This is a genomic window from Flavobacterium sp. UM26, assembly GCF_057922445.1.
Window position 1 is genome coordinate 194426 of record NZ_JBVHCY010000002.1, and the last position, 22321, is coordinate 216746.

General features: G+C 36.5%; 19 protein-coding genes. 12 read left to right on the plus strand and 7 right to left on the minus strand.

The window, feature by feature from the left end; all coding sequences use genetic code 11:
* Positions 1-3 precede the first annotated feature (3 nt).
* Positions 4-1083, plus strand: a complete 1080-nt coding sequence (locus tag ACZ1AQ_RS03265; protein ID WP_489631515.1) for an HlyD family secretion protein — start codon at positions 4-6, stop codon at positions 1081-1083.
* Positions 1084-1241: 158 nt separating this feature from the next.
* Positions 1242-2825, plus strand: coding sequence for a DHA2 family efflux MFS transporter permease subunit (locus ACZ1AQ_RS03270; protein WP_489631516.1), 1584 nt, complete (start codon positions 1242-1244; stop codon positions 2823-2825).
* A 69-nt stretch (positions 2826-2894) separates the two neighbouring features.
* Here ACZ1AQ_RS03270 and ACZ1AQ_RS03275 read toward each other — a convergent pair whose 3' ends face one another.
* From ACZ1AQ_RS03275 to yaaA, 4 genes are all read right to left on the minus strand, one after another.
* Positions 2895-3353 carry a DUF4440 domain-containing protein gene (locus ACZ1AQ_RS03275; protein WP_489631517.1) on the minus strand — a complete coding sequence of 153 codons (459 nt, stop codon included), beginning with the start codon at positions 3351-3353 and terminating at the stop codon, positions 2895-2897.
* A gap of 73 nt (positions 3354-3426) precedes the next feature.
* Complete coding sequence (locus ACZ1AQ_RS03280) at positions 3427-3906, minus strand: hypothetical protein (protein WP_489631518.1); 480 nt, start codon at positions 3904-3906, stop codon at positions 3427-3429.
* A 108-nt stretch (positions 3907-4014) separates the two neighbouring features.
* The gene (locus ACZ1AQ_RS03285; protein ID WP_489631519.1) at positions 4015-4791 is read right to left on the minus strand and encodes a TIR domain-containing protein; all 777 of its coding nucleotides are present in this window, start codon (positions 4789-4791) and stop codon (positions 4015-4017) included.
* Between the two features lie 470 nt (positions 4792-5261).
* Complete coding sequence (gene yaaA, locus ACZ1AQ_RS03290) at positions 5262-6020, minus strand: peroxide stress protein YaaA (RefSeq protein WP_489631520.1); 759 nt, start codon at positions 6018-6020, stop codon at positions 5262-5264.
* Positions 6021-6357: 337 nt separating this feature from the next.
* On the opposite strand from yaaA, the gene ACZ1AQ_RS03295 reads away from it, so the two are divergent.
* The 9 genes from ACZ1AQ_RS03295 to ACZ1AQ_RS03335 all read left to right on the plus strand — a co-directional run bounded on the left by ACZ1AQ_RS03295 (position 6358) and on the right by ACZ1AQ_RS03335 (position 19753).
* Entirely contained in the window at positions 6358-7131 is a 774-nt protein-coding gene (locus ACZ1AQ_RS03295) for a TSUP family transporter (protein WP_489631521.1), read from the plus strand.
* A 538-nt stretch (positions 7132-7669) separates the two neighbouring features.
* Positions 7670-9082: an amidohydrolase family protein gene (locus ACZ1AQ_RS03300; RefSeq protein WP_489631522.1), complete on the plus strand. Its 1413-nt coding sequence runs from the start codon at positions 7670-7672 to the stop codon at positions 9080-9082.
* Between the two features lie 135 nt (positions 9083-9217).
* Positions 9218-12436: a WD40/YVTN/BNR-like repeat-containing protein gene (locus ACZ1AQ_RS03305; protein ID WP_489631523.1), complete on the plus strand. Its 3219-nt coding sequence runs from the start codon at positions 9218-9220 to the stop codon at positions 12434-12436.
* A gap of 202 nt (positions 12437-12638) precedes the next feature.
* Complete coding sequence (glgA, locus tag ACZ1AQ_RS03310; RefSeq protein ID WP_489631524.1) at positions 12639-13865, plus strand: glycogen synthase; 1227 nt, start codon at positions 12639-12641, stop codon at positions 13863-13865.
* Positions 13866-14181: 316 nt separating this feature from the next.
* Positions 14182-14511, plus strand: coding sequence for a nucleotide pyrophosphohydrolase (locus tag ACZ1AQ_RS03315; protein ID WP_489631525.1), 330 nt, complete (start codon positions 14182-14184; stop codon positions 14509-14511).
* Positions 14508-16391: an McrB family protein gene (locus ACZ1AQ_RS03320; protein ID WP_489631526.1), complete on the plus strand. Its 1884-nt coding sequence runs from the start codon at positions 14508-14510 to the stop codon at positions 16389-16391. The genes ACZ1AQ_RS03315 and ACZ1AQ_RS03320 overlap by 4 nt, the downstream gene beginning before the upstream one ends.
* On the plus strand, positions 16391-18610 hold the full coding sequence (locus ACZ1AQ_RS03325; protein WP_489631527.1) for a DUF2357 domain-containing protein: 2220 nt from the start codon (positions 16391-16393) through the stop codon (positions 18608-18610). The genes ACZ1AQ_RS03320 and ACZ1AQ_RS03325 overlap by 1 nt, the downstream gene beginning before the upstream one ends.
* Before the next feature lie 195 nt (positions 18611-18805).
* Complete coding sequence (locus tag ACZ1AQ_RS03330) at positions 18806-19165, plus strand: hypothetical protein (RefSeq protein WP_489631528.1); 360 nt, start codon at positions 18806-18808, stop codon at positions 19163-19165.
* A 135-nt stretch (positions 19166-19300) separates the two neighbouring features.
* Complete coding sequence (locus ACZ1AQ_RS03335) at positions 19301-19753, plus strand: hypothetical protein (RefSeq protein ID WP_489631529.1); 453 nt, start codon at positions 19301-19303, stop codon at positions 19751-19753.
* A gap of 190 nt (positions 19754-19943) precedes the next feature.
* On the opposite strand, the gene ACZ1AQ_RS03340 is transcribed toward ACZ1AQ_RS03335, so the two are convergent.
* Positions 19944-20180 (minus strand): uroporphyrinogen decarboxylase, encoded by a 237-nt coding sequence (locus tag ACZ1AQ_RS03340; protein WP_489631530.1) that lies wholly within the window; start codon positions 20178-20180, stop codon positions 19944-19946.
* A 130-nt stretch (positions 20181-20310) separates the two neighbouring features.
* On the opposite strand from ACZ1AQ_RS03340, the gene rlmH reads away from it, so the two are divergent.
* Positions 20311-20784: a 23S rRNA (pseudouridine(1915)-N(3))-methyltransferase RlmH gene (rlmH, locus tag ACZ1AQ_RS03345; RefSeq protein WP_064713919.1), complete on the plus strand. Its 474-nt coding sequence runs from the start codon at positions 20311-20313 to the stop codon at positions 20782-20784.
* A gap of 42 nt (positions 20785-20826) precedes the next feature.
* Here rlmH and ACZ1AQ_RS03350 read toward each other — a convergent pair whose 3' ends face one another.
* A complete protein-coding gene (locus tag ACZ1AQ_RS03350) occupies positions 20827-21489 on the minus strand; it encodes a hypothetical protein (protein WP_489631531.1) in 663 nt (220 codons plus the stop codon).
* Complete coding sequence (folP, locus tag ACZ1AQ_RS03355) at positions 21465-22292, minus strand: dihydropteroate synthase (RefSeq protein WP_489631532.1); 828 nt, start codon at positions 22290-22292, stop codon at positions 21465-21467. Before folP ends, ACZ1AQ_RS03350 begins: the two co-directional genes overlap by 25 nt.
* Positions 22293-22321 lie beyond the last annotated feature (29 nt).

Sequence of the window (22321 nt, forward strand, 5' to 3'; positions counted from 1 at the left end):
CCCATGGAAAAGAAAAAAACAAATATAAAGTTCCTAATTATCACAGTATCATTGTTAGTACTTGGCAGTATTTATGGTATTTACAAATACAATCATGCACAATCGCATGAAGAAACTGATGATGCTCAAATTGAGAAAAACATGACGCCTATTATTCCTAGAGTAGCAGGTTATATCAGTAAAGTATATGTAAAAGACAATGACTTTGTAAAAAAAGGAGATACTTTATTTACGATAGACAAAAAAGATTTTCAGGTTAAAATTGAAGAAGCCAAAGCGGCATTGATTGGTGCTGAAGGTGGTTTTGAAGTAGCCAAAGCGGATATTGGAAGCGCTTTAGCAAGTATTTCGGTTTCTGAAGCAAATGTACTTTCTGCTGGGGGCAACATCGAATCGGCAAAAATTAGATTAGGAAGAGCTACAAGTGATTTTGCTCGTTATGAAAACTTATACAAGAATCATACAATTACCAAACAACAATACGAACAAGCTTTGGCAACCAAACAAGAAGCTGAAAGTCAGTTGAGAGTGTTACAACAACAACAACGTGCCAGTTCTTTTCAGAAATCAGTGATTGAAGCCAAATCTAAAGTTTCGAACAAACAAACAGAAGTTGCTGCTGCCAATATCAAAAGAGCACAAGCTGTGTTAGACGCTGCCAAATTAAATTTAACTTACACTGTTGTTACAGCAGCAATAGATGGCCAAGTGTCTAAAATTGACATACAACCGGGACAATTGGTACAAGCAGGACAATCCTTGTTCTATATTATCAATAATGATGAAGCTTGGGTTGTGGCCAATTTTAAAGAAACGCAATTAAACAAAATGGTAATCGGTCAAAAAGTAACAATGAAAGTTGATGCCTATCCTGATTATGAATTTGTAGGCGCTATTACTTCATTTTCTCCAGCTACTGGTTCAAGATTCTCTTTGTTACCTCCAGACAATGCTACAGGAAACTTTGTAAAAACCATTCAACGTTTACCTGTAAAAATTAGCTTAAGCAAAGCTAATGATGCCAATAAAATCAAACTTTTGCGTCCAGGAATGAATGTCGAAGTTGATGTTCATTTGAAATAAATAGATGTTAGTAATTAGTAATTAGTGATTAGTGATTAGTAATTAGTTCCTAGCTGTTAGCAGGCAAACTTTTAAGGGCTCTTCGTCACGCACTATTCACTAAGGACTAATCACTAAGAACTAATCGCTAATCACTAAAAAAACTAAGAACTACAAAAATGGTACAAACAGAAACGGACGATTTAGTTGAGTACGGTTTTAGACGCGTAATAATTACCATTACTTGTGTGCTTTGTGCAATGCTTGAAGTAGTTGACACCACGATTGTCAACGTTGCGCTCAACAATATGCGAGGCAGTTTGGGAGCTACACTTACGGATGTGGCTTGGGTAATTACAGCCTATGCCATTGCCAACGTAATTATAATCCCAATGACCAGTTGGTTGTCGCAACAATTTGGCCGACGCAACTATTTTGCGGTATCCATTATCATCTTTACTGTTTCCTCTTTTTTGTGTGGAAATGCGACCAATATATGGGAATTGGTGGCTTTTCGTTTCATTCAAGGATTGGGTGGTGGAGCTCTTTTGGTAACTGCACAAACGATTGTTACTGAAAGTTACCCATTAGCCAAACGAGGTATGGCACAGGCGATATATGGTATGGGCGTAATTGTAGGGCCAACCTTAGGCCCACCGCTAGGAGGTTATATTGTTGACCGATTCTCTTGGCCTTATATTTTCTATATTAATATTCCAATTGGAGTTATTGCAGCTTTATTGACACTTTCTTTTATAAAAAGTCCTAAATACGGGGTTAAACTAAAAGCCAACCAAGTCGATTGGTGGGGAATCTTTTTTCTTTCGGCTTTTATTGGTTCCTTACAGTTTGTTTTAGAACACGGGCAACAAGATGATTGGTTCAACAATTCAGTTATTGTGACTTTGAGCATCGTCTCATTCTTCGGTCTACTTTTCTTTATTTGGCGTGAACTCACTTACGAATACCCTATAGTCAATCTTAGAGTACTCAAAGACTCTAACTTAAGAATTGGAACCATTATGTGTTTTATTCTTGGATTTGGTTTATACGGTTCTACATTTATCATTCCTATTTATACCCAATCGATTTTAGGATGGAGTGCTACTGATGCTGGATTGTTATTAATTCCAAGTTCGATAACCACAGGAATTATGATGCCTTTTATTGGTAAAATGATTCAAAAAGGAATCCCACAAACGTATTTGGTTGCCGCTGGATTTTTTGTCTTTTTTGCTTTTACGTATTGGATGCATTTAGTCATCACCCCAGATTCTGGAGAAGAGCATATGTATTGGCCTTTGATTTTGAGAGGTGTAGGATTAGGACTTTTATTTGTTCCCATCACTACCCTATCGTTGTCAACCTTAACAGGGAAACATATTGGCGAAGGAGCAGCTTTTACAGGAATGATGCGTCAGTTGGGAGGTTCGTTTGGAATTGCTATCATCACCACTTATATCGCTCGTATCAATCAAGAACACCGCGTTAATATGATTGGTTATTTAGACACTACTTCCTTTGAAGTACAACAGCGAGTGCACCAATTGCAAATGGGATTTATGTCTAAAGGATATGCTATGAACGAAGCCTTAGCAAAAGCCTATAAAACCCTCGAAATGATGGTAACACAACAAGCCGCAGTACTTACTTTTTCGGATATATTTTTGTATTTAGGATATTTGTTTTTGTTGTGTATTCCTTTTATTCTTTTGGTCAAAAAAGGAAAAAACAAAATCAATCCCGCCGATGCGATGCATTAACAAAAAAGCCGATTTCTAGTATTGAAATCGGCTTTTTTGGTTTAATAATTCTATAGTCTTTAGCTTTTTTTATTCACTTTTAACACGAGTGGAATGCAGCATATCAAACTTCCAACCTTTGTCGGTTAAAATGGCTGTGGCGCTTTCTAGCCAATGTACTTTTCGAATGATTTTATCATCAATAGAAATGGTAGCGTAGTTGTGATAAGCCACCCAAGCCGTTTTGTTGGTAACTTTAACATCTAAAATTTCAATTTTGTTTACTCGTTTTGGAATGGGCAATTTGAGTTTGGCTTTATTCAAATATTTTGAGATGGTATCGTTATTCCAAACTTCGCCGTGTTCCAAAAGCAAGAAATCTTTGGTATAGTATTTTTCAATGTTTTCAGCTTCTAATTTTGACCAGATTTCATCAAATGATTCTTGTACTAAATTTTGAAACTGTTTTTTATGGGTTTCCATTGCACCTTGAGCGAAGGCTATCGTAGTAAAAAATAGCATTAAAAGTAGGGTGGTATGTTTTTTCATATTTGTTGAGATTATAGTTTTACTAGGTTTGGAACTAATTTTAGGATTGGCTTTTGTAGTCATTTTTTATTTATCATGTTTCATGTTGTCCTACTTTAAAAACTTTACCATTCTTGAAATAGATGTCTAAAACATCAGGATCTATTTTAAATAAACCGGGCACAAATCCTAAGTCATATGCAATGTGATTGTCGTCATATTTATAAAAATCATTACCCATAAGAGAAATAACCTCGTCCTTTGTTTTCCCAATCAATAAGTTGCTTTCCATAATATCATTCGACATCTTGTATCGTTCCTCTTTATTTGATGCCCATTCTTGTTTATTAAAATCAGTTTTGGGATAATATGAAATAGAAAAAATCCATAGTAGTATTATACCTCCAAAAAGTATCGGACTTAATATTATCGCCGGAATAATGGCTAAAAATTTTCTATTTTTTTCTTTCCCAAGTTTGAACTTTTTCAAAAACCATATAGATAAAAAGTAAACTGGAATAGCAAGAATCAAAATTAGCAAGGGTACTTCAGGACTCATAGTAATAAGTTTCATATTAAATTAATTGTCTTTTCGTTAAGACCAACAACTTTTAAGTTTTTTATAAATCTCAACTTTTGTCATTCGTTTCTATTTGAAGAGTTTCTCAAAATTTGGCAGATGTTATTTAATCAGTCCTAGTTTTTTGAATTTTCTTTGTAGCTCGTAAAAACATTGTTCAATATTATCTCCTGAAAAAGGTATATATTGTAAACCTGCAATATTTGAAAATTCTTCAATTTCATTTTGTTTTAATATAATTACCTTATCAAAACCCAAGCGCCCTTGAAATAAACCTGCTTCGTGAATGACATTTTGTCTAGCTCTTGATTTCCCTTCTGCAGTTTCATCTTCTGCAGTCATAACCAAAATTGCCATTGAAGAATTATCTAAAAATTCATTCAATATATTAACTATGCTTTCGCTTGTTCTTGATTCATCTTCAAAAGTTAATGTTTGAAGATTTAAATCATCTTTTAAAAAAATTTGAAGTCTAGCCCAAAGCTTACTTCTTCCGTGTCCTATAAAAATTTTGCCTAATCCTTTTGATTTTAATTGTGGCTTAGGTTTTATTAATTCAAATTCCTTATCTAACTCTTCTTTTGTTAATGAGCAAAGTTGCTGTACAATAGTGTTAATTCTTTTAACTGTGGTGTCATTAGTTGAAGTTTGAGGAGGAGGAAAATATAATACACCAGGACTGTTCGTTGGTCTATAACGAATAAAAAATTCTTCAATTTTATCAGAAAACATTTTTATGTCAATTAGACTTGCAGAATCTGAGAAGTCAACTTCAGATAGTTTTTTTACAAAAACTTGTATTGAGGAGAAAAACTTTAAATCGTTTTTTACACTTTCCCATAATGCTTCTGAGAGCAATTCTAATTCTTTTACTTTCATTTAATTTTAAGTTTCTGAGGGTTAATATCTGCCAACTTGTATATAGGTCTGAAAAACCAAGCCTATCAACTCTAAATAAGAGCCCTGGGGCTGAGCATATTCAAACTTTATACTTTCCCAAATATATTCTTTTCCTTACTAAAAAAATAAAAATTTCCTAAAATATTCTTTACGAATTTGATATCTTAAACTCCTGTGATTGCCCGCGTGAGGGATAGGAATAAACTACCGAAGTAGTATGGATAGCCCGACCGCAGCCAGACAAAGGGGCGAATAACACGTTTGCTATTCGCCCCTTTGGGTGGATGGGGTCACGCCCTAATTATTTTAAAACAGATTATCAAACGTAGATTACTTAAAACATATGAGTCATCTAAGGTTTTGATTAAAGTTCATCGTGATTATTGCAAACCATATAAGGCAAATAAGGCCATAGAAGTAACTACAGCAAGCTGTCTTTAGCGATGCTTTTATCGGGTAAAAACGAGTTGGTTGCCTTTGGATAAGTTGTCATCAAAGGCATAGCCGTCGTAATTGAAGCCTTTCAAATCGTCAAGGGTTTCGGCTTGGGTGTCGAGGATGTAGCGCACCATCATTCCGCGGGCTTTTTTGGCAAAAAAACTAATCATTTTTAGTTTTCCGTCTTTGTAGTCTTTGAACTCGGGCGTGATTACGGGCACTTTGAGTGCCTTGGCATCTACGGCAGAAAAATATTCGTTGCTCGCCAAATTGACAAACAGTTCGTCTTTTTTGAGCTCCTTATTCAACGCTTGGGTCAAGGTGGTTTTCCAGAATTGGTATAAATTTTGGCTCTCGCCTACGGGCATTTTGGTTCCCATTTCTAAGCGATACGGCTGAATCAAATCTAAGGGTTTGAGCAATCCATAAAGCCCCGAAAGGATGCGCAAGCGGTCTTGCAACAAGGGCAATTGGTCTTCGGAGAGCGTGTAAGCGTCTAAACCAGTATAAACATCGCCATCGAAAGCGTACACCGCAGGACGGGCATTGCTGGGTTTGAATGGGGTTTTCCAGTCTTTATTGCGTTGCCAATTCAAGTCGGCCAGTTTATCCGAAATCGACATCAGGCTAGCTAGTTCTTTGGGTGTTTTGAGTTGTAACTCGGCGTGCACGATTTTGGATTGCTTTAAAAAAGCAGGCTGCGTAAAAGTGTCTACGGGCAATTCTTTCTCGAAATTTAAGGACTTGGCTGGCGATATAACAATTTTCATATATGACTATTCTTTGTTTTCAAAAATACAATTTGCATTTTAGATTTCCGAAGCCTAACATTGATTTGTTTAATAACTGTATAACATTTGCTAATTCAAAGTATTGAATATAAACTTTGCGACGCTGCGCCTTTGCGTGAAATTGGCCTCGCAGAGACGCAAAGACGCAGAGAGAAGAAAAGATAAAGTTTCTGTAAAAATCGACAATTAATTTATTCTGTAAAATGGTACGAGAAACGGATAGTCTCATATTTTAATTTGATGTAACAGATTAAAACGGATTTTTAATCACCGAAATGGTAGAATCTGTATTTTTGAAGCATTCAATATAAAAACTATGGATTATTTCTTGATTTGTTTGGTGGCGTTTTTGGGTTCGGGACTGACTTTGTTCTCGGGTTTTGGTTTGGGAACCTTGCTAGTGCCTGTTTTTGGGTTATTTTTCCCTATCGAAATGGCCATCTTATTGACCGCTATCGTGCATTTTTTGAATAATATTTTCAAACTGTTTTTGTTGGGACAAAAAGCCAACAAACAAGCCTTGCTGGCTTTTGGAATTCCGGCTATTCTTTTTGCTTTTGTGGGGGCATATCTGCTTTCTTTTTTAAATACTGCCCAACCAATTGGTAGTTACACGCTCGGGAGCCATACGTTTACGCTTTTACCAATCAAACTTTGTATTGGTTTTATTTTGCTATTTTTTGCTTTGTTTGAAATTATTCCAAGTTGGTCGCAACTTACTTTTGATAAAAAATACCTGCCGTTGGGCGGAGTATTGAGTGGCTTTTTTGGAGGATTATCGGGTATGCAAGGCGCTTTACGTGCTGCCTTCCTAATTAGAGCAGGACTAACAAAAGAATCTTACATAGGAACAGGCGTCGTTATTGCTTGTTTGATTGACCTCTCACGAATGGGTGTCTATGTACAAAACTGGTCACAAAACGCCGAAAACATTGCTTATCCCTTGGTGATTTGTGCCACATTATCGGCTTTTTTAGGAGCGTTTATTGGGAATAGACTATTAGAAAAAGTGACCTTAAAGAGCATTCAATTACTGGTTGCGCTACTGCTTATGGTGTTTACTGTGCTGTTGGGCTTGGGGATTTTGTAGTTTGAAAAATGACTTTACCAATCCTTATTTAAGCCACGGATGTAACCGATGAAACGGATTAGAACGGATTTTTTGAGCAGTACTAAAATGACTTAAATAGAGATGATTTTTCTTTAACCACATAGAAACATAGAATTTTAAAGTGTCATAAAAGAAAAATTAGACGTTTTACTTTTCACATAGTACTACTATGTGTGAAATAGTGCTATTTCTATTTCATTCCTTTTCAAATTTGCTTTTATCTATGATTCTATGTGGTTATTTTTTTAAATTTTACAAGCAGTTGGTATAAAAATATTGAATTCGATTAAACCGATTTTTTTACTTTTTCAATTAAACCACGGATAAAACGGATAGAACGGATTAGAACGGATTTTCTATTTCAAAAAAACATCCCTAAAACAGCTATACTTTCTGCTAATTCGTGTACTTCGTATTTCCCTTTTCAAAAGTAAATCCTTGGTATTTTAACGAATACAGCTGAAAACTGAGCTTTTTTAACTACTTTTGCACCCCAAATCGACTAAATCTAAAAAGTATGAATAAATTTTCGCTCTTTTTACTTCTTTTAAGTACTGCATTTGGAACGGCTCAAAACGTTGAAACTTATTTTGATAACATCCGAAATAACGAAGCCCAACTCACGGCTTTCTTTTCTCAAATGCCCAAAGGAGGCGATTTGCACCACCACTACTCTGGCTCTGTTTATGCTGAACCGCTGATAGCCTACGCCATTAAAAATAATTTTTATCTCAATCTAGAAACCTTAGAAGTACAACCCCAACGAGGCACTGATGGAATTTGGGAATCCTTTGAAATGATTCAGAAAAATGGAGCGCTACCCTTATACCAACAAAAAATCATCGAAAAATGGTCTATCAAAGACTTCAACGGCGTAAGTTACCCTTCTGATAAACAGTTTTTTGAATCCTTCGGAAAATTTGACGCTACCATCAAAGGTACTTTTGAACAAGGGCTCCTCGAGCTGAAAAATCGCGCCATCAAAGAACAAGTCAGTTATATCGAAACCCAATTATCAACGATTCCATGTGATATGAATACCGAGGATTTAACTCCTTATAACGAAGTACTCCGAAGCTTGGTCGCCAAAAAAGACGAAAAAGCGGTTTTCAAAGCACTGGACCAATTGTTTGCTACTTTCAACAAAAGAGAGGCCGCAAGATACGCTGCTAATTTCAACACCAATTTTGTTGCCAAAATGCATAACGACCTCAAGATTGATGATGCTCAATTCACGATGCGCTATCAAAATTTTGTGTTGCGCTTTATGGAGCCGGTAGACTTGTTTAAGAATTTAGTAATCGCTTTTATTTCTGCTGATAACAGTTCGCTGATTGATGGCGTGAATATCGTTTCGCCAGAAGATGGCGCTACAGCAATGAAAGATTATGAATTGCATATGTTGATGTATAAATACTGCCACGCCAAATTTCCAAAAGTAAAATACAGTATGCACGCGGGTGAATTAACCCTAGGATTGGTGCAACCTGAAGAACTAACTTGGCACATCAACTCCGCTGTCTACACTGCGGGCGCGAACAGAATTGGTCACGGAGTAGATTTGGCCTACGAAAAAAACAACTACGAGCTCTTGCGTTATATGGCGAAAAACAAAATCGCTATCGAAATCAATTTGACTAGTAACGAGTTTATTCTGAAAGTAAAAGAGAACCGCCATCCGTTTAGTTTGTATAAAGAATTTGGTGTACCCATCGTAATTAGTACGGACGATGCTGGTATTTTAAGAACCAATCTAACCGAACAATATGTGCTTTTGGCCAAAAGATACCCACAAGTAAGCTACAAAGACATCAAGGAATACGTGTACAACAGTATCCGATTTAGTTTTATCGAAGAGTCTAAAGTAAAAGAACAAGTACTAGACGATTTGGATCGCCGATTTAAAAAATTCGAAGCACAATTTAAGTAGCAATAAACTCACGTCAATTGAGGAGTTACATTGAAATCGCAACTGTGCTTTTTCAAAAATCCATAAAGAAAACACAATAAAAGAAAGAATTTATTTAATTTTAGAAACTATTACTTTCTAAAATCAAATAAATTTATGGAAAACCAAAAAACGATCTTTCGCTTAGGTGCACTGCTCTTAAGCTTTTGTTTACTTCCCTCGCTTTCAATAGAAGCACAAAATACTGCCAAGAAAAAAGACAAAACAGCCTTATCTTCTGGCAACACTGCTTACTTCAATGGGTTAAAATGGCGTAACATTGGTCCGTTTAGAGCAGGTCGCTCATTGGCAGTAGCAGGTCACGCAGACCAACCTTTAACGTACTACTTTGGAGCTACTGGTGGTGGCGTTTGGAAAACCACCGATGGCGGCAACGAATGGTTACCTGTTTCGGATAGCACCTTTACTTCTTCCTCTGTAGGAGCAATTACAGTCGCACCTTCAGACCCAAATGTGGTGTATGTTGGGATGGGCGAAGCTGATATGCGTTCTAATATCTCCTTTGGCGACGGGATGTACAAATCTGTAAACGCCGGTAAAAACTGGATTAAAATTGGACTCGACAAAGCCGATGCTATTGGGAACATTGAAGTACATCCAAGCAATCCCGATATTGTTTTTGTAGCCGCAATGGGTAATCCGTTTCATTCCAATCCAGAGCGTGGTATTTACCGCAGTACCGATGGAGGTAAAAACTGGAAATTGGTATTGTCTAAAAATGACAAAACCGGCGGAATGGTGGTGCGCATCGACACAAACAATCCAAGAGTGATTTATGCCACACTTTGGGAAGCCTACAGAAATGGGCATTCTATGTCTTCTGGAGGGACCGATTCTGGTCTTTTCAAATCTACCGATGGAGGCGACACTTGGACCAACTTAAGTACCAAACCCGGAATGCCAGTAGGGCTATTGGGCAAAATTGGAATCGCCGTTTCACCTGTAAACTCCAACCGTTTGTATGCTTTAGTAGAAAATGACAAAGGCGGACTCTACCGTTCTGATGATGCTGGAGAACATTGGTCACTTATCAACGAAGACAAAAACTTGTGGCAACGCCCTTGGTACTACATGAATTTACAAGCCGATCCAAAAAATGAAGACGGTTTGATAGTGTTGAATGTAGACGCTTGGAAATCTTCCGATGGTGGAAAAAACTTCAAAAAAATACCTGTTCAACATGGCGATACGCACGATGTGTGGATTAATCCGAAAAACCCAGAAAACTTTATTATTGGAGATGATGGTGGAGCAGAAATTACCTTTAACGGAGGTGCCAATTTTTCGGATATTGACATTCCAACGAGTCAATTTTACCACGTATCCTTAGACAATGATTTTCCGTATAACATATATGGTGCACAACAAGACAATTCCTCTGTTAGAATTGCTTCAAGAACAACTGGTTCTAGTATTGATAGAGAAGATTGGTTTCCAGTTGCAGGTGGAGAAGCAGGATACATTCAAGCCGACCCAACCAACTCTGACCTTACTTATGGAGGAGAATATGATGGGCAATTAAGCAAATACAATTCGAAAACCAAACAAGGACAAGACATTTCTCCTTATCCAGAATCCAACATTGGTTCACCAGCAAAAGCCAAAAAACACCGTTTTCAATGGACTTACCCTATTGTTTTTTCTCCGCATAATCCCAAAAGAATGTATGTGACCTCACAATATGTGTTGGTTACAGAAGACGGAGGCCATTCCTTTACTGCCATAAGTCCAGACTTAACCCGAAATGACCCAAAAACCACTGGAGACACTGGAGGTCCAATTACCAAAGACCAAACAGGAGCGGAAGTCTATGCTACTATTTTTACTTTTTCAGAAGCGCCAACGGAACAAGGCGTGCTTTGGACAGGCTCGGATGATGGGTACATTCATGTTTCTAAAAACAATGGAGCGAGCTGGGACAAAGTCAACATTCCGACTTCAATGTTACCGGAATTCTCTTTGATAAGTATCATTCACACTTCGGAACATAGCAAAGGAAAAGCTTATGTGGCTGCCAACAAATACATGTATGGCGACCGTGCTCCTTATCTTTTCAAAACCACAGATTACGGAAAAACTTGGAAGAAAATCACCGCTGGTATTCCTGCTGATGAATATTGTAGAGTACTGCGCGAAGACCCTAACAAACCTGGTCTTTTGTACGCTGGAACCGAGCGAGGGATTTATGTTTCCTTCAACGATGGGGATTCTTGGGAAAAACTGAACTTGAATTTACCGCTTACACCTATTCGTGATTTACAAATTCACAAACGCGATAAAGATTTGGTAGTGGCGACACACGGACGTGCTTTCTGGATTTTGGATGACATTACGCCTTTGCACGAAATAATGGATAAAAAGGTAACAGGCGAAAAACACCTTTTCCAACCGAGAACTGCCTACAGAACACAAGGTCGTCAAAGCGATACCCAATCAGCGGGCACCAATGCACCAAATGGAGTAATTGTACGTTTCTATCAAAAAACAAAAGCGACCAAAGAATTAGAACTCGAATTCTTGAACGACAAAAACGAGAGTATCATCAAGTATTCTTCGGTTAAAAATACCAAAGGCGAACCCCAAAAAGTAGCCAAAGAATTCCACCAAGACACGGAAAAAGAAAAAGCAGGTTACGTACCCAACAAAGCCGGAATGAACGTATTTGTTTGGAATATGCGTTATCCCAATGCTACCGAAGTGGAAGGTACTAATGTAATGTGGGCCGGTTCTGGCGTGGGAGCCAAAGTACTTCCGGGCACGTACAAAGTTCGTTTTATCGAAGACAAAAAAATCATCGGTGAGCAAACCTTTGACATCAAAAAAGACCCAAGAGCCGAAGGGACCGATGCCGACTTGAAAGAACAATTCGAATTCCACCAAAAAGTCAACAAAAAAGTAGACGAAGCACATGTAGCCATTAACAAAATCCGCAAAATTAAAGGACAAATCAATAGTTATGTTGGCGCTATGAAAGACTCGGTTATGGTCAAAGAAATGAAAAAAATGACCGAGCCTACCCTCAAATCTTTAGAAGAACTCGAGGCTACTTTGATGCAGCCCAAAGCCAAAGCCCCACAAGACGTTCTCGCCTACCCTATTATGCTAAACGATAAAATGGCGGGATTGGGCTCCAATGTTTCCTCAGGAGACACCAAACCGACCAAAGGCGCTTATGAAGTGTACGACGATTTGGCTAAAAAAATTGATGCCGCCGTAGCGAAAGTCAACGAAATCGCAACGGTCAAAGTACCCGAACTCAATGCCTTTATCCAACAAAAGCAGATTCCTGCCATAGTGATAGAGGATAAAAAATAAAGAACCAACTCCAATACAAGCCGTTTCTGAAAAGAAGCGGCTTTTTTTATTCCCAAAACAAGCATCCAAAAAATATAAATACTACAATTAATACTTGTTTAACATCAAATTATCATCAAATTCACGGCTACTTTCTCACTTAAATTTTATAGTTTTATAAAGACAAAAAACAAAGCTTTTTTACTTCTCTAAAAATCTTCGTATGAAAATAGCCCTTTACAGTAATGAATTTCCTCCGCACATTTATGGTGGTGCGGGAGTACATATCGATTTTTTAAGCCAAGAACTGGCCAAACTCGCCCAAGTAGAAGTCCGCTGTTTTGGGGCACAATCCGAAACCACCCAAAATATGCACGTGCAAGGCATCACCTCCAGCTTGACCAAAATGAAAGACCCAAGCAACGAGCACATCAAAATGTTTCATAACCTGAGCAAAAATGTCGAAATGGCGCAAGCCACACCCGAGGCCGACATTGTGCACTGCCACACTTGGTACACCCATTTAGCAGGCGTATTTACGCGCGAACTGCTACAAGTACCGCTCATTTTGACCACCCACAGTCTCGAAACCCACCGCCCTTGGAAGGTCGAGCAACTCGGCAACGGTTATTTCCTGTCGCGCTGGTTAGAGCAACACGCCTACGCCTCTGCCGATGGGGTGATTGCCGTAAGCGAACAAATGAAAACCGATGTCATCGAAGCCTATGGCGTAGCGCCCGAAAAAGTAACCGTAATTCACAACGGCATCGACCCAGATTTTTACCAACCCACTTTTGATGATGCGCTGTTGACCGAATTAGGCATCGACCCCAACATTCCGTTTGTGTTGTTTGTGGGTCGCATCACGCGTCAAAAAGGCATTTCGCAACTCATCGCTGCGGCACAACATTTCAATGCCAATTGCCAAATCGTATTGTGTGCAGGCGCCCCAGACACGCCCGAAATTGCCGCCGAAACCGAACAACTCATCGCCGAGCTAAAAGCCACCCGCGAAGGCGTCATCCTCATCTCCGAAATGCTCCCAAGAGAAAAAGTAAAAGTGCTCTACAGCCACGCCCGCGTTTTCGCCTGCCCCTCGCTCTACGAACCCTTTGGTATCATCAATCTCGAGGCGATGTCCTGCGAAACACCCGTAGTAGGAAGCGCCGTAGGAGGCATACCCGAAATCATCGTCGAAGGGCAAACCGGATTTTTGGTACCCCTCGCCCCCGTTTCCCGAACCGATTTTAACCCCGCCAATCCTCAAGCCTTCCAACAAGATTTTGCCACCAAAGTCAATCTCTTGCTCGACAACGAAGCCTTGGCCAACCAAATGGGAAAAGCCGGTCGCCAACGCGTACTCCAACAATTCAGTTGGGCTTCTATCGCGAAAACCACCTTAGCCTATTACCAAGAAGTCATCGACCGTTTCGAAAAAGAAAAAGCATAATTGGGGCGTGACCCCAGTACCACAAAGGGGCGAATAGCAAAGGTGTTATTCGCCCCTTTGCGTTCCTGCGGTCGGGCTATACGCGCTACTTCGGTAGCCAGCTGCTATCCCTCACGCGGGCAATCACAGGAGTTTAAGGCAACAAAACACTAAAGAATATTTCAGATTTTATTTATATTTTTTGCAGGAAAAAGAATATATTTGAGAAATAAAAAAGTCTGAATACAGTGGGACCTATGGTTCTAATATAAATATGATAAGTATTATTTTATTAGACTTATATGCTAGTTACCAGCAAACGTAAAAACATACCAACATGAAAGAAAGCGAAGAAATAATACAAGCACTTTTGAAATTCAGAAATGAAAGAGATTGGGAGCAATTTCACAATCCAAAAGATTTGGCACTAGCGATTAATGTTGAAGCTGGAGAATTACTTGAATTATTTCTTTGGAAAAGTGCAAGTGAAGCAAACGTAGAAAAGATAAGAGAAGAGTTGGCAGATGTATTTGCTTTTGCCTTTATGCTTGCGGAAAAATATAATTTTGATGTAAAAGAAATTGTCCTTGAAAAGATTAAACGAAACGCTGCAAAATATCCAATAGAAAAAGCTAAGGGAAGTGCAAAAAAATATAATGAGTTATGAGTATTCCAAAGAACATAACAAACGAGCATATTGACAGAGCCATTAATGAGATAAATATTGATGTCATACCCAAGGGTAGACTTTCAAATACTTATTTTCTAATATCAGGAGAAAAAAGGCTTCCTCCAAAGTATGTTTTAGGTGAGGCAAATAAATATGCAAATAACGAAATACTAAACAGCGATTCCTTTAATGCTGTAGAAGCGGTTGCCTTTTTAAGAAAACTTAATTACGAAATTGAAGAATCAAATCATATGGTAAATATTAAATTATACGATATACATGGTGCTAGTACAATTGAGAATTACCGCACTTTAATTACACCTGATGATAAATATTTCTATTGGGATTCAAAACGTTTCACTCGCAATGAAATTGGAGATATAGTTTTTTGGGTAAATAGAACTGAAAGAGTTGTGCTTTATACAAAAATCGATTCGAAAGAAGTGCGGCCATCATTTAAGGACGGGAAAAATTTAATTAATGATCAGGGGTATAATGTATCTGCAACTGCTCAAGATCCAACTCAATTCGAAACATTTTACAGATTCAAAATTATAGACAAGACACCAATGACAGAAGGTTGGAATTATTCTAACCTAGTCCCTTTTAACGGTCAAACAATGGCTATAATCCTATATGAGCCTAATGTCAATGAACCCGAAAAGAAAATTGAAAAAATCAATGACCTAATTCCAGTTTTTAGTAAAAATGAAGAAGTAACAGAAGTTTTGAATGAAGCACTTGCACTATTACAGGGCAATAGGCCAGCAGTCAAAAAACAAAAATCATCACCATCTCAAAATACAGAATCAAAGGATATGAACATTCTAACAGCCATAAAAACTAAACCTTTTATTCTTCTAGCGGGAATATCGGGCACAGGGAAATCAAGATTAGTAAGAACATTGGCTTACAAGACTTGTGCAAAAGATGAATTGAGAACAAACCCTAAAAAGCCAGGGAATTTTGAATTAATTCCTGTGCGTCCAAATTGGCACGACTCTTCAGAACTGATGGGATATGTGAGTAGAATAAATGGGGAAAAATATATAACTACATCTTTTTTGCAGTTCATTGCAAAAGCTTGGAAAAATGTAGACGTGCCATTCTTACTTTGCTTGGATGAAATGAACCTTGCACCTGTAGAACAGTATTTTGCTGAGTATTTGAGTATCATAGAAACAAGACAAGTGCAGGGTGAAGAGATTGGAACAGATTATTTAATTTCGAAAGCTAGTTTTGAGAATCACACACTGTATTCTAAATTATTAGCGGATTTGGACCTTGATGAAAATGAATTTTCACACGGAATCAGTATTCCAAATAATCTTGTGGTAATTGGTACAGTTAACATGGATGAAACTACTCATTCATTCAGCAGAAAAGTGCTTGATCGTGCAATGACATTCGAAATGAATAATGTTGACTTAACAGCTGGATTAGATAATACAAAAAATGATTGGAGTTATCCCGAAACTTTTATTTCCTCAAAAGAGGTTATCGGAAACTTTACATCAGGTGCAGAAGTTGTGAATGAATTTACTGAAAGCAAAAAGGTTGTTGATTTCCTTATAAATCTTAATACAGAATTAGAAGGAACTCCCTTCAAAATTGCCTACAGAGTTAGAGACGAATTTTTAATATATTGCTATTATGCCAGTTTAAATCAAACTAATGCAAATTGGTTGACAAATGCATTGGACGAAATGACTAGCATGAAAATTTTATCAAGAATTGAAGGTGATGAAACAAAAACAGGTTCCGTTTTGAGCAATTTACAACGGGTTTTAACTGCTGACTATAAAAAGTCAAATGCAAAACTTAAAGAAATGGAAGCACGACTTTCAACTAGTGGCTATACTTCATTCTGGTCATAATGCAAATTATAAAAATAGAACATAATGATTTTGATTTGGTTATTGAATGTAATAACCTTGAAACTACTTTTAATAAAGCTCAAAAAAAGCAATCTCAAATTTTAACCGCTACCTCTTATTTAGTTAATGAAGGAAGTATTTTTATTCACAATTTTGAAAGTAAGTCTCTAGTGCCATTAAATGCAGATAAAACTTATCCTTTAATATTTGAAAACAAAGACTACTTCATTGGAATTACATTTAAAAACAAAGCATTAGTTCAATCACCATATATTTATTCGAAACTTAAAGAAGTTGAAGAAAAGTTCTTTTATAGGGAAGAATTAGGATTCCTTGCGGGCACAATTAATTTTGGAAATGACTTAGGAAAAAGCAACTTAATTGTCAGATATACGATAGGAAACATATTACAAGAAATCAATTTTCAGTTTGAGGTTTTTCCAACAAAACTTAATTACAGAAGCGACTATGAAAAGATAGTTTCAGATATTGAAAAAGAATATCCTTATCTCGTTCTCGATTTCCTGAAGAAGACATACACTTCATTTAAATTAGGGCATTCTCCTAATACCGATTTAATATGGTGGCAAGTTTTTGGTGGATTATACAACGAGTTTATTCAATCATCAAAATTCATTTTAAATAAACCCCATAGTCGCATAATAAGACAAACGAAGTATGTAAAGGCTGATAGAATAAACAAATGGACAACAACATTAGAAGAAGAGTATTCTCAATTTAAACATCTACCGAACAGGAATTATCGTTCAGAATATAAAACATTGAGTACCAATACAGCTGAAAATAGATTTTTCAAGCATGCTGTTTCCCAAACTCTGCGAAGATTCAAAAAAGTAAAATCGTTTATTGAAAAGCGTTTTTCTAATTCAATTACAGACCCATTCAAAGTTGAACTTAATTCAATAGAAAAACAGTTTGAAACAATTTCTGCTAATCCATTCTTTAGAACAATAGATGAATTTCAAGGTATAAAACAAGAGTCTCTTGTTTTGCAGAAAGCAACAGGCTACAGCACTATTTATAAATCATGGATAATGCTAAATAGTGGCTTAAAGTTTTTAGAAGGAATTCAGAAAATTGAACTAAAAAATATCGCTGACCTTTATCAAATATGGTGCTTTCTTGAAATTAAAAATGTATTACAAAATCTATTAGGTAAAGACAATCCCGATGATGTTGATTTAGCGGAAATACAAATAGATGACTTCGTTTTTAAAATAGAGCGTGGAGTTAAATCCAAAGTGTCATTTAATAAACCCAATGGTGAAATAATTGACTTGTTCCATGACTTCTCATATGACACATCAGAAAGTCAAAATGTAAAATCATTTACCGTAAACCAAAGACCAGACATTGTTTTAAGAATCACTAAAAATGACTTGAAGGAAAAATATGTTCTTACATATTTATATGATGCTAAATATCGATTGGCTTCTGATGAAAAGGAAGGTTCACCTGACCTACCGACTGAAGATTCTATAAATCAAATGCATCGCTACAGAGATGCAATTTATTATGTAAACAAGGAGAAAGTTAAACCTGAAAAAGAGGTAATCGGTGCATATATTCTTTTTCCTGGCTCAGGAGAAATTGAAACCATTAAAAATTTAGACTATTACAAATCCATAGAGTCTGTTAATATTGGTGCATTCCCATTGCGACCAAACGACTATACCAATAGAAGTCTATTAGAAGACCATTTAAAGACAATTATAGGGTTAGATACAGAATCTGTTCTAAATGATGTTTCGCCTCAAAAGGAGAGTTCTTACGAATCTCCGAATCCATATGTATTAATTGGGTTCGTGCCTTCAGAGAATCATATGTTGTGTTTTGAAAACAGTGAATCTCCGTTTTATTTTTCAGGAACAAAGAAACCTTCAAAATTTGGTTTTAAGAACTTGAAATATTTTGCACCATACATAAAGGAAAAAGGTGTAAAAGATTATTATGAAATCCTAGATTATCAAATTACAGAAAGAAAAAACATATTTAAAACAAATCACCCGCTTTACAAAGACGAAAGTGACGAAAGACTTGTAATCAGACTAGGGCATAAATTCCAAATTGACAACGGAAAATATTTGAAAATATCTGATGGCTCAATTGGACAAATTCCTTATCGTTATACAAATTTGAAAAACATCAGAACACCTATAGACAATAAAGTTGAAGTATTAAAAGTTAGTGGACAATGAAACAATTGAACATATGTATTACTAAATAACGCCAGCTGGTAACAGCGGTTTGGCGTAATGGCGGGTGCAGTGCTTTGTATGACAGTTTTGTGGTAAATTCAAGTGCAGTTCTTCGTTTGAACTTTTGTGCTAAAAACCCGCCACTACGCCAAGCCGTAAACCGTTAGCAAGCATTGTAGCTCAGAAATTATAATTATGAAAGAAAGAATATATAAATGCCTAATATTAATAATCTTTTTAGTGTTTATATCTTTTTTTTTCAAAGGTTATCTTTATAAAAAAGAAATTACTGAAAACAGAATAACAACAGTTTGTCAGTTTGTTTCTTGTAAAGAATTCACAAAAACTTCTAGTAGTTATTTTAAGTATTATGTAAACGGAAAAATTTATAAGAAAAACTATGGACAGTGTCCGTCAAACTACGAAAGCAAGATTGGCAAATATTTTATTTTAAACTATTCAAATTTAGACCCTGAAAAAATAACAGTAGTTTTTTCAGAAGAAGTACTAGACTCTGAAAAAATTTTTAGTGCAGGTTTTAAATCAAATAAATAATAACAACGCCTGATAACACACTGCTCTCCAAAGAATACAAACCATTAAAGTATACTGCGCGAACTTATCTGTTGAAAAAACAAAACCTTAGCAGTTATGCTTCAACCAAACAAGATAATTGAGAATTAAAATAGTATGAACATAAAAACACTTTTATTATTAATTGCAATTGTATTCTTGTCGTGCAAAAAGACAAGTGAAGTTGTCAAACAAACTGCTGACCAACAAACTGATTCTTTATCGCTAAATAAAGAAGTCCCAACATCAGTAAGTGAAACTAAAACTGAAGCAAAAACTCAAAATTGGTACGATGGCTTAATTGCGGATTACATCAGAAAATCAGACAATGAGCTTATTAAATCTGCTTTAAAAAACAAGGAACAAATACAATGGCTCTTGGACAGAACCGAAAAAACGGATTCTACAAATTATTATATTTTTAATATTGGTCAAGATGTAGCAGAAGAAGACGGTAGTGAACCAAGATTTACCTCAGATGGATGGATTTATATTGATAGTATATCTAAAAAAATATACGAATACGACCTACCAAATGATAGTTTAATCGTGTGGAAGCCAAAACGCTAACCCTTAGCTCTTAGAAGTATACAAACCTTAAAGTATACTGCCCGAACGTCTCCGACTTCGCCCCATTTTTTATCACGTTGCCCTTAGAAAACACCAAAAATGACCTTTGCGCTTTTTTGGTGTTTTTTTTGGTTACCAATCAAGACACTCGAATCCAATCGTAGGTCAAAAAAGAAACAATCCAGAAACTTTACGGAGTTGTTTTTTCTGTTTTTTTTCTTGTCAAATAAAAAATATTTACCCCAAGAATAAAAGCATTAGTGATGATAACGGGCCAAGAAACACCCAACATAAAACCATAAATCACAAACAAAAAACAGCCTGCAGAATTGATAATCCTCAAGGTGGTGATGTTTTTCATCAAGAATGAAACCATCAAAACAAATGACCCCAAATAACCTACCCAATCAGTAAAAGACATTTCCATAATCTATTCTTTTTTAAAGACCAAATCTACTCATTATCAAGGTGTTTTGAAAATGATTCGCAATTTTTATTCAAAATATCAATTATTCGGTCATTTGCGGTACTTTTGCGTTTTGTTTAGCTAATACCCTATGAATATCAAATTGATCGCCATTGGCAAAACCGACAATAAAGCACTACAAACCTTAATCGATGATTATACCAAACGATTGTCGTTTTATATCAAATTTGAATTGGAAATTATACCCGATATTAAGAATGTGAAAAACTTGTCTGAAAGCCAGCAAAAAGAAAAAGAAGGCGAATTGATTCTTTCGAAAATCACACCTACAGATCAGTTAATTTTATTAGACGAAAACGGAAAAACCTTTTCAAGTGTGGGCTTCTCAACCGAATTGCAGAAAAAAATGAACTCTGGTATCAAAACCTTAGTTTTTGTAATTGGTGGTCCTTATGGTTTTTCGGATACGGTTTATGCCAAAGCGCAAGGCAAAATTTCACTTTCATTAATGACCTTTTCCCATCAAATGGTGCGTTTATTCTTTATTGAACAACTGTATCGCGGGTTTACCATTTTGCGTAACGAACCATACCATCATCAATAAACACCCAAAAAGAAAGCGTTTTATCACTTGTTAAACTTGCTGTTAAAAAATGAATTCTTGTCGAGGTGAATGGGCATCAAATCCAGCGTATTGCAAGCTTTGTATAAAAATTTGATTTTGTATATAGGTATCAAAACTACTTTCTTTTGAAAAACCAAAATACAAAGTTCTAGGCTTATCACTGGGCAACTGATTCAAATAGTCTTGCAAAGCAGCTTTGTCTAATGCTTTAGCATCTATCATAACACTATTTTTTGATGTAAAAAGGATTACTGTTCCATGCTTAGGCCTCTCCATCTTGTAGGTCACATTCGTAAACGAAACAAAAGCCAAGTTTTTGTGAAGACTATCTGCATACGAAAAATAGTTTTCAGAAGTTTCGCTTTTGTGCATGCTTTTCTCTTTTTTGGCTTGCATTTTCATCACTTGTGGCATCACCAAACGCAAAGGCAATCGCTTATCAATATTGAAAACCCAATGAGTCGAACTAATTGTATTGTTCCTATTCAATTCAGCAAGCGTATCTTTTCCTTGTATGCCAAAGAAAATATAAACGGGTGAATGTTCGCCGATAGTTCTCACCAAGGATTGATTGGACTTAGGCAATTGTACTTCTTTTTTCCCCTCGCAAGCTAGCAGGAATAAAGCCAAAACACTTAAAACAACTGATTTCATTACTTTTATTTTATTGATACTTTTTGCCATAATTTGATGGTTTCTACTGCTTCTTTAACGTCGTGAACTCTCAAAATAGCAGCTCCTTTTTCTAAGGCAAGCGTATTCAAAACGGTGGTACCATTTAGGGCGTCTTCGGGGGTAATTTGTAGTGTCTTGTGAATCATTGATTTCCTAGAAACTCCTGCTAATATTGGCAATTCCAATGATTTAAAAAGGTCCAAATGACGCAATACTTCAAAATTCTGATCAATAGTCTTAGCAAAGCCAAAGCCAGGATCTACAATCAAATCAGAAATACCCAAACTGCGTGCGGCAGCGATTCGTTCCGAGAAATAAAACAATATTTCTTTAATCAAATCATCATATTGCGTAAGTGTATTCATTGTTTGTGGCGTACCTTTCATGTGCATCATGATGTAAGGTACTTGATAATTGGCTACAATTTTCAACATCAACGGATCCAAAAATCCAGCCGAAATGTCGTTTACAATAGCCGCTCCTTGATCCAAACACAACTGCGCCACATCGCTTCTAAATGTATCAATAGATACAATAGCTTCTGGAAAATGTTGCACTATCGAAGCTACCACAGGTATCGTTCTAGCCTTCTCTTCTTGAACAGAAACTGCTGTTGCATTGGGCTTACTCGAATAACCTCCCACATCAATAAAAGTAGCACCATCGGTAAGCATTTGTTCTACTCTATGTAAAACTTCGCGAGTATTGGTAAAACGACCTCCATCAAAAAAAGAGTCGGGTGTCACATTCAAAATTCCCATTACTTTGGGTGTAGATAAGTCAATTAATTCACCGTTGCAGTTGATTGTCATGATTTTGTTGATTGTTGTATAAATTTGGT

Excerpts from the sequence above, each read along its gene's own strand:
- ACZ1AQ_RS03265 (WP_489631515.1), top strand. The coding sequence starts at position 4 with ATGGAAAAGAAAAAAACAAATATAAAGTTCCTAATTATCACAGTATCA.
- ACZ1AQ_RS03270 (WP_489631516.1), top strand. The coding sequence starts at position 1,242 with ATGGTACAAACAGAAACGGACGATTTAGTTGAGTACGGTTTTAGACGC.
- ACZ1AQ_RS03275 (WP_489631517.1), bottom strand. The coding sequence starts at position 3,353 with ATGAAAAAACATACCACCCTACTTTTAATGCTATTTTTTACTACGATA.
- ACZ1AQ_RS03280 (WP_489631518.1), bottom strand. The coding sequence starts at position 3,906 with ATGAAACTTATTACTATGAGTCCTGAAGTACCCTTGCTAATTTTGATT.
- ACZ1AQ_RS03285 (WP_489631519.1), bottom strand. The coding sequence starts at position 4,791 with ATGAAAGTAAAAGAATTAGAATTGCTCTCAGAAGCATTATGGGAAAGT.
- yaaA (WP_489631520.1), bottom strand. The coding sequence starts at position 6,020 with ATGAAAATTGTTATATCGCCAGCCAAGTCCTTAAATTTCGAGAAAGAA.
- ACZ1AQ_RS03295 (WP_489631521.1), top strand. The coding sequence starts at position 6,358 with ATGGATTATTTCTTGATTTGTTTGGTGGCGTTTTTGGGTTCGGGACTG.
- ACZ1AQ_RS03300 (WP_489631522.1), top strand. The coding sequence starts at position 7,670 with ATGAATAAATTTTCGCTCTTTTTACTTCTTTTAAGTACTGCATTTGGA.
- ACZ1AQ_RS03305 (WP_489631523.1), top strand. The coding sequence starts at position 9,218 with ATGGAAAACCAAAAAACGATCTTTCGCTTAGGTGCACTGCTCTTAAGC.
- glgA (WP_489631524.1), top strand. The coding sequence starts at position 12,639 with ATGAAAATAGCCCTTTACAGTAATGAATTTCCTCCGCACATTTATGGT.
- ACZ1AQ_RS03315 (WP_489631525.1), top strand. The coding sequence starts at position 14,182 with ATGAAAGAAAGCGAAGAAATAATACAAGCACTTTTGAAATTCAGAAAT.
- ACZ1AQ_RS03320 (WP_489631526.1), top strand. The coding sequence starts at position 14,508 with ATGAGTATTCCAAAGAACATAACAAACGAGCATATTGACAGAGCCATT.
- ACZ1AQ_RS03325 (WP_489631527.1), top strand. The coding sequence starts at position 16,391 with ATGCAAATTATAAAAATAGAACATAATGATTTTGATTTGGTTATTGAA.
- ACZ1AQ_RS03330 (WP_489631528.1), top strand. The coding sequence starts at position 18,806 with ATGAAAGAAAGAATATATAAATGCCTAATATTAATAATCTTTTTAGTG.
- ACZ1AQ_RS03335 (WP_489631529.1), top strand. The coding sequence starts at position 19,301 with ATGAACATAAAAACACTTTTATTATTAATTGCAATTGTATTCTTGTCG.
- ACZ1AQ_RS03340 (WP_489631530.1), bottom strand. The coding sequence starts at position 20,180 with ATGGAAATGTCTTTTACTGATTGGGTAGGTTATTTGGGGTCATTTGTT.
- rlmH (WP_064713919.1), top strand. The coding sequence starts at position 20,311 with ATGAATATCAAATTGATCGCCATTGGCAAAACCGACAATAAAGCACTA.
- ACZ1AQ_RS03350 (WP_489631531.1), bottom strand. The coding sequence starts at position 21,489 with ATGGCAAAAAGTATCAATAAAATAAAAGTAATGAAATCAGTTGTTTTA.
- folP (WP_489631532.1), bottom strand. The coding sequence starts at position 22,292 with ATGACAATCAACTGCAACGGTGAATTAATTGACTTATCTACACCCAAA.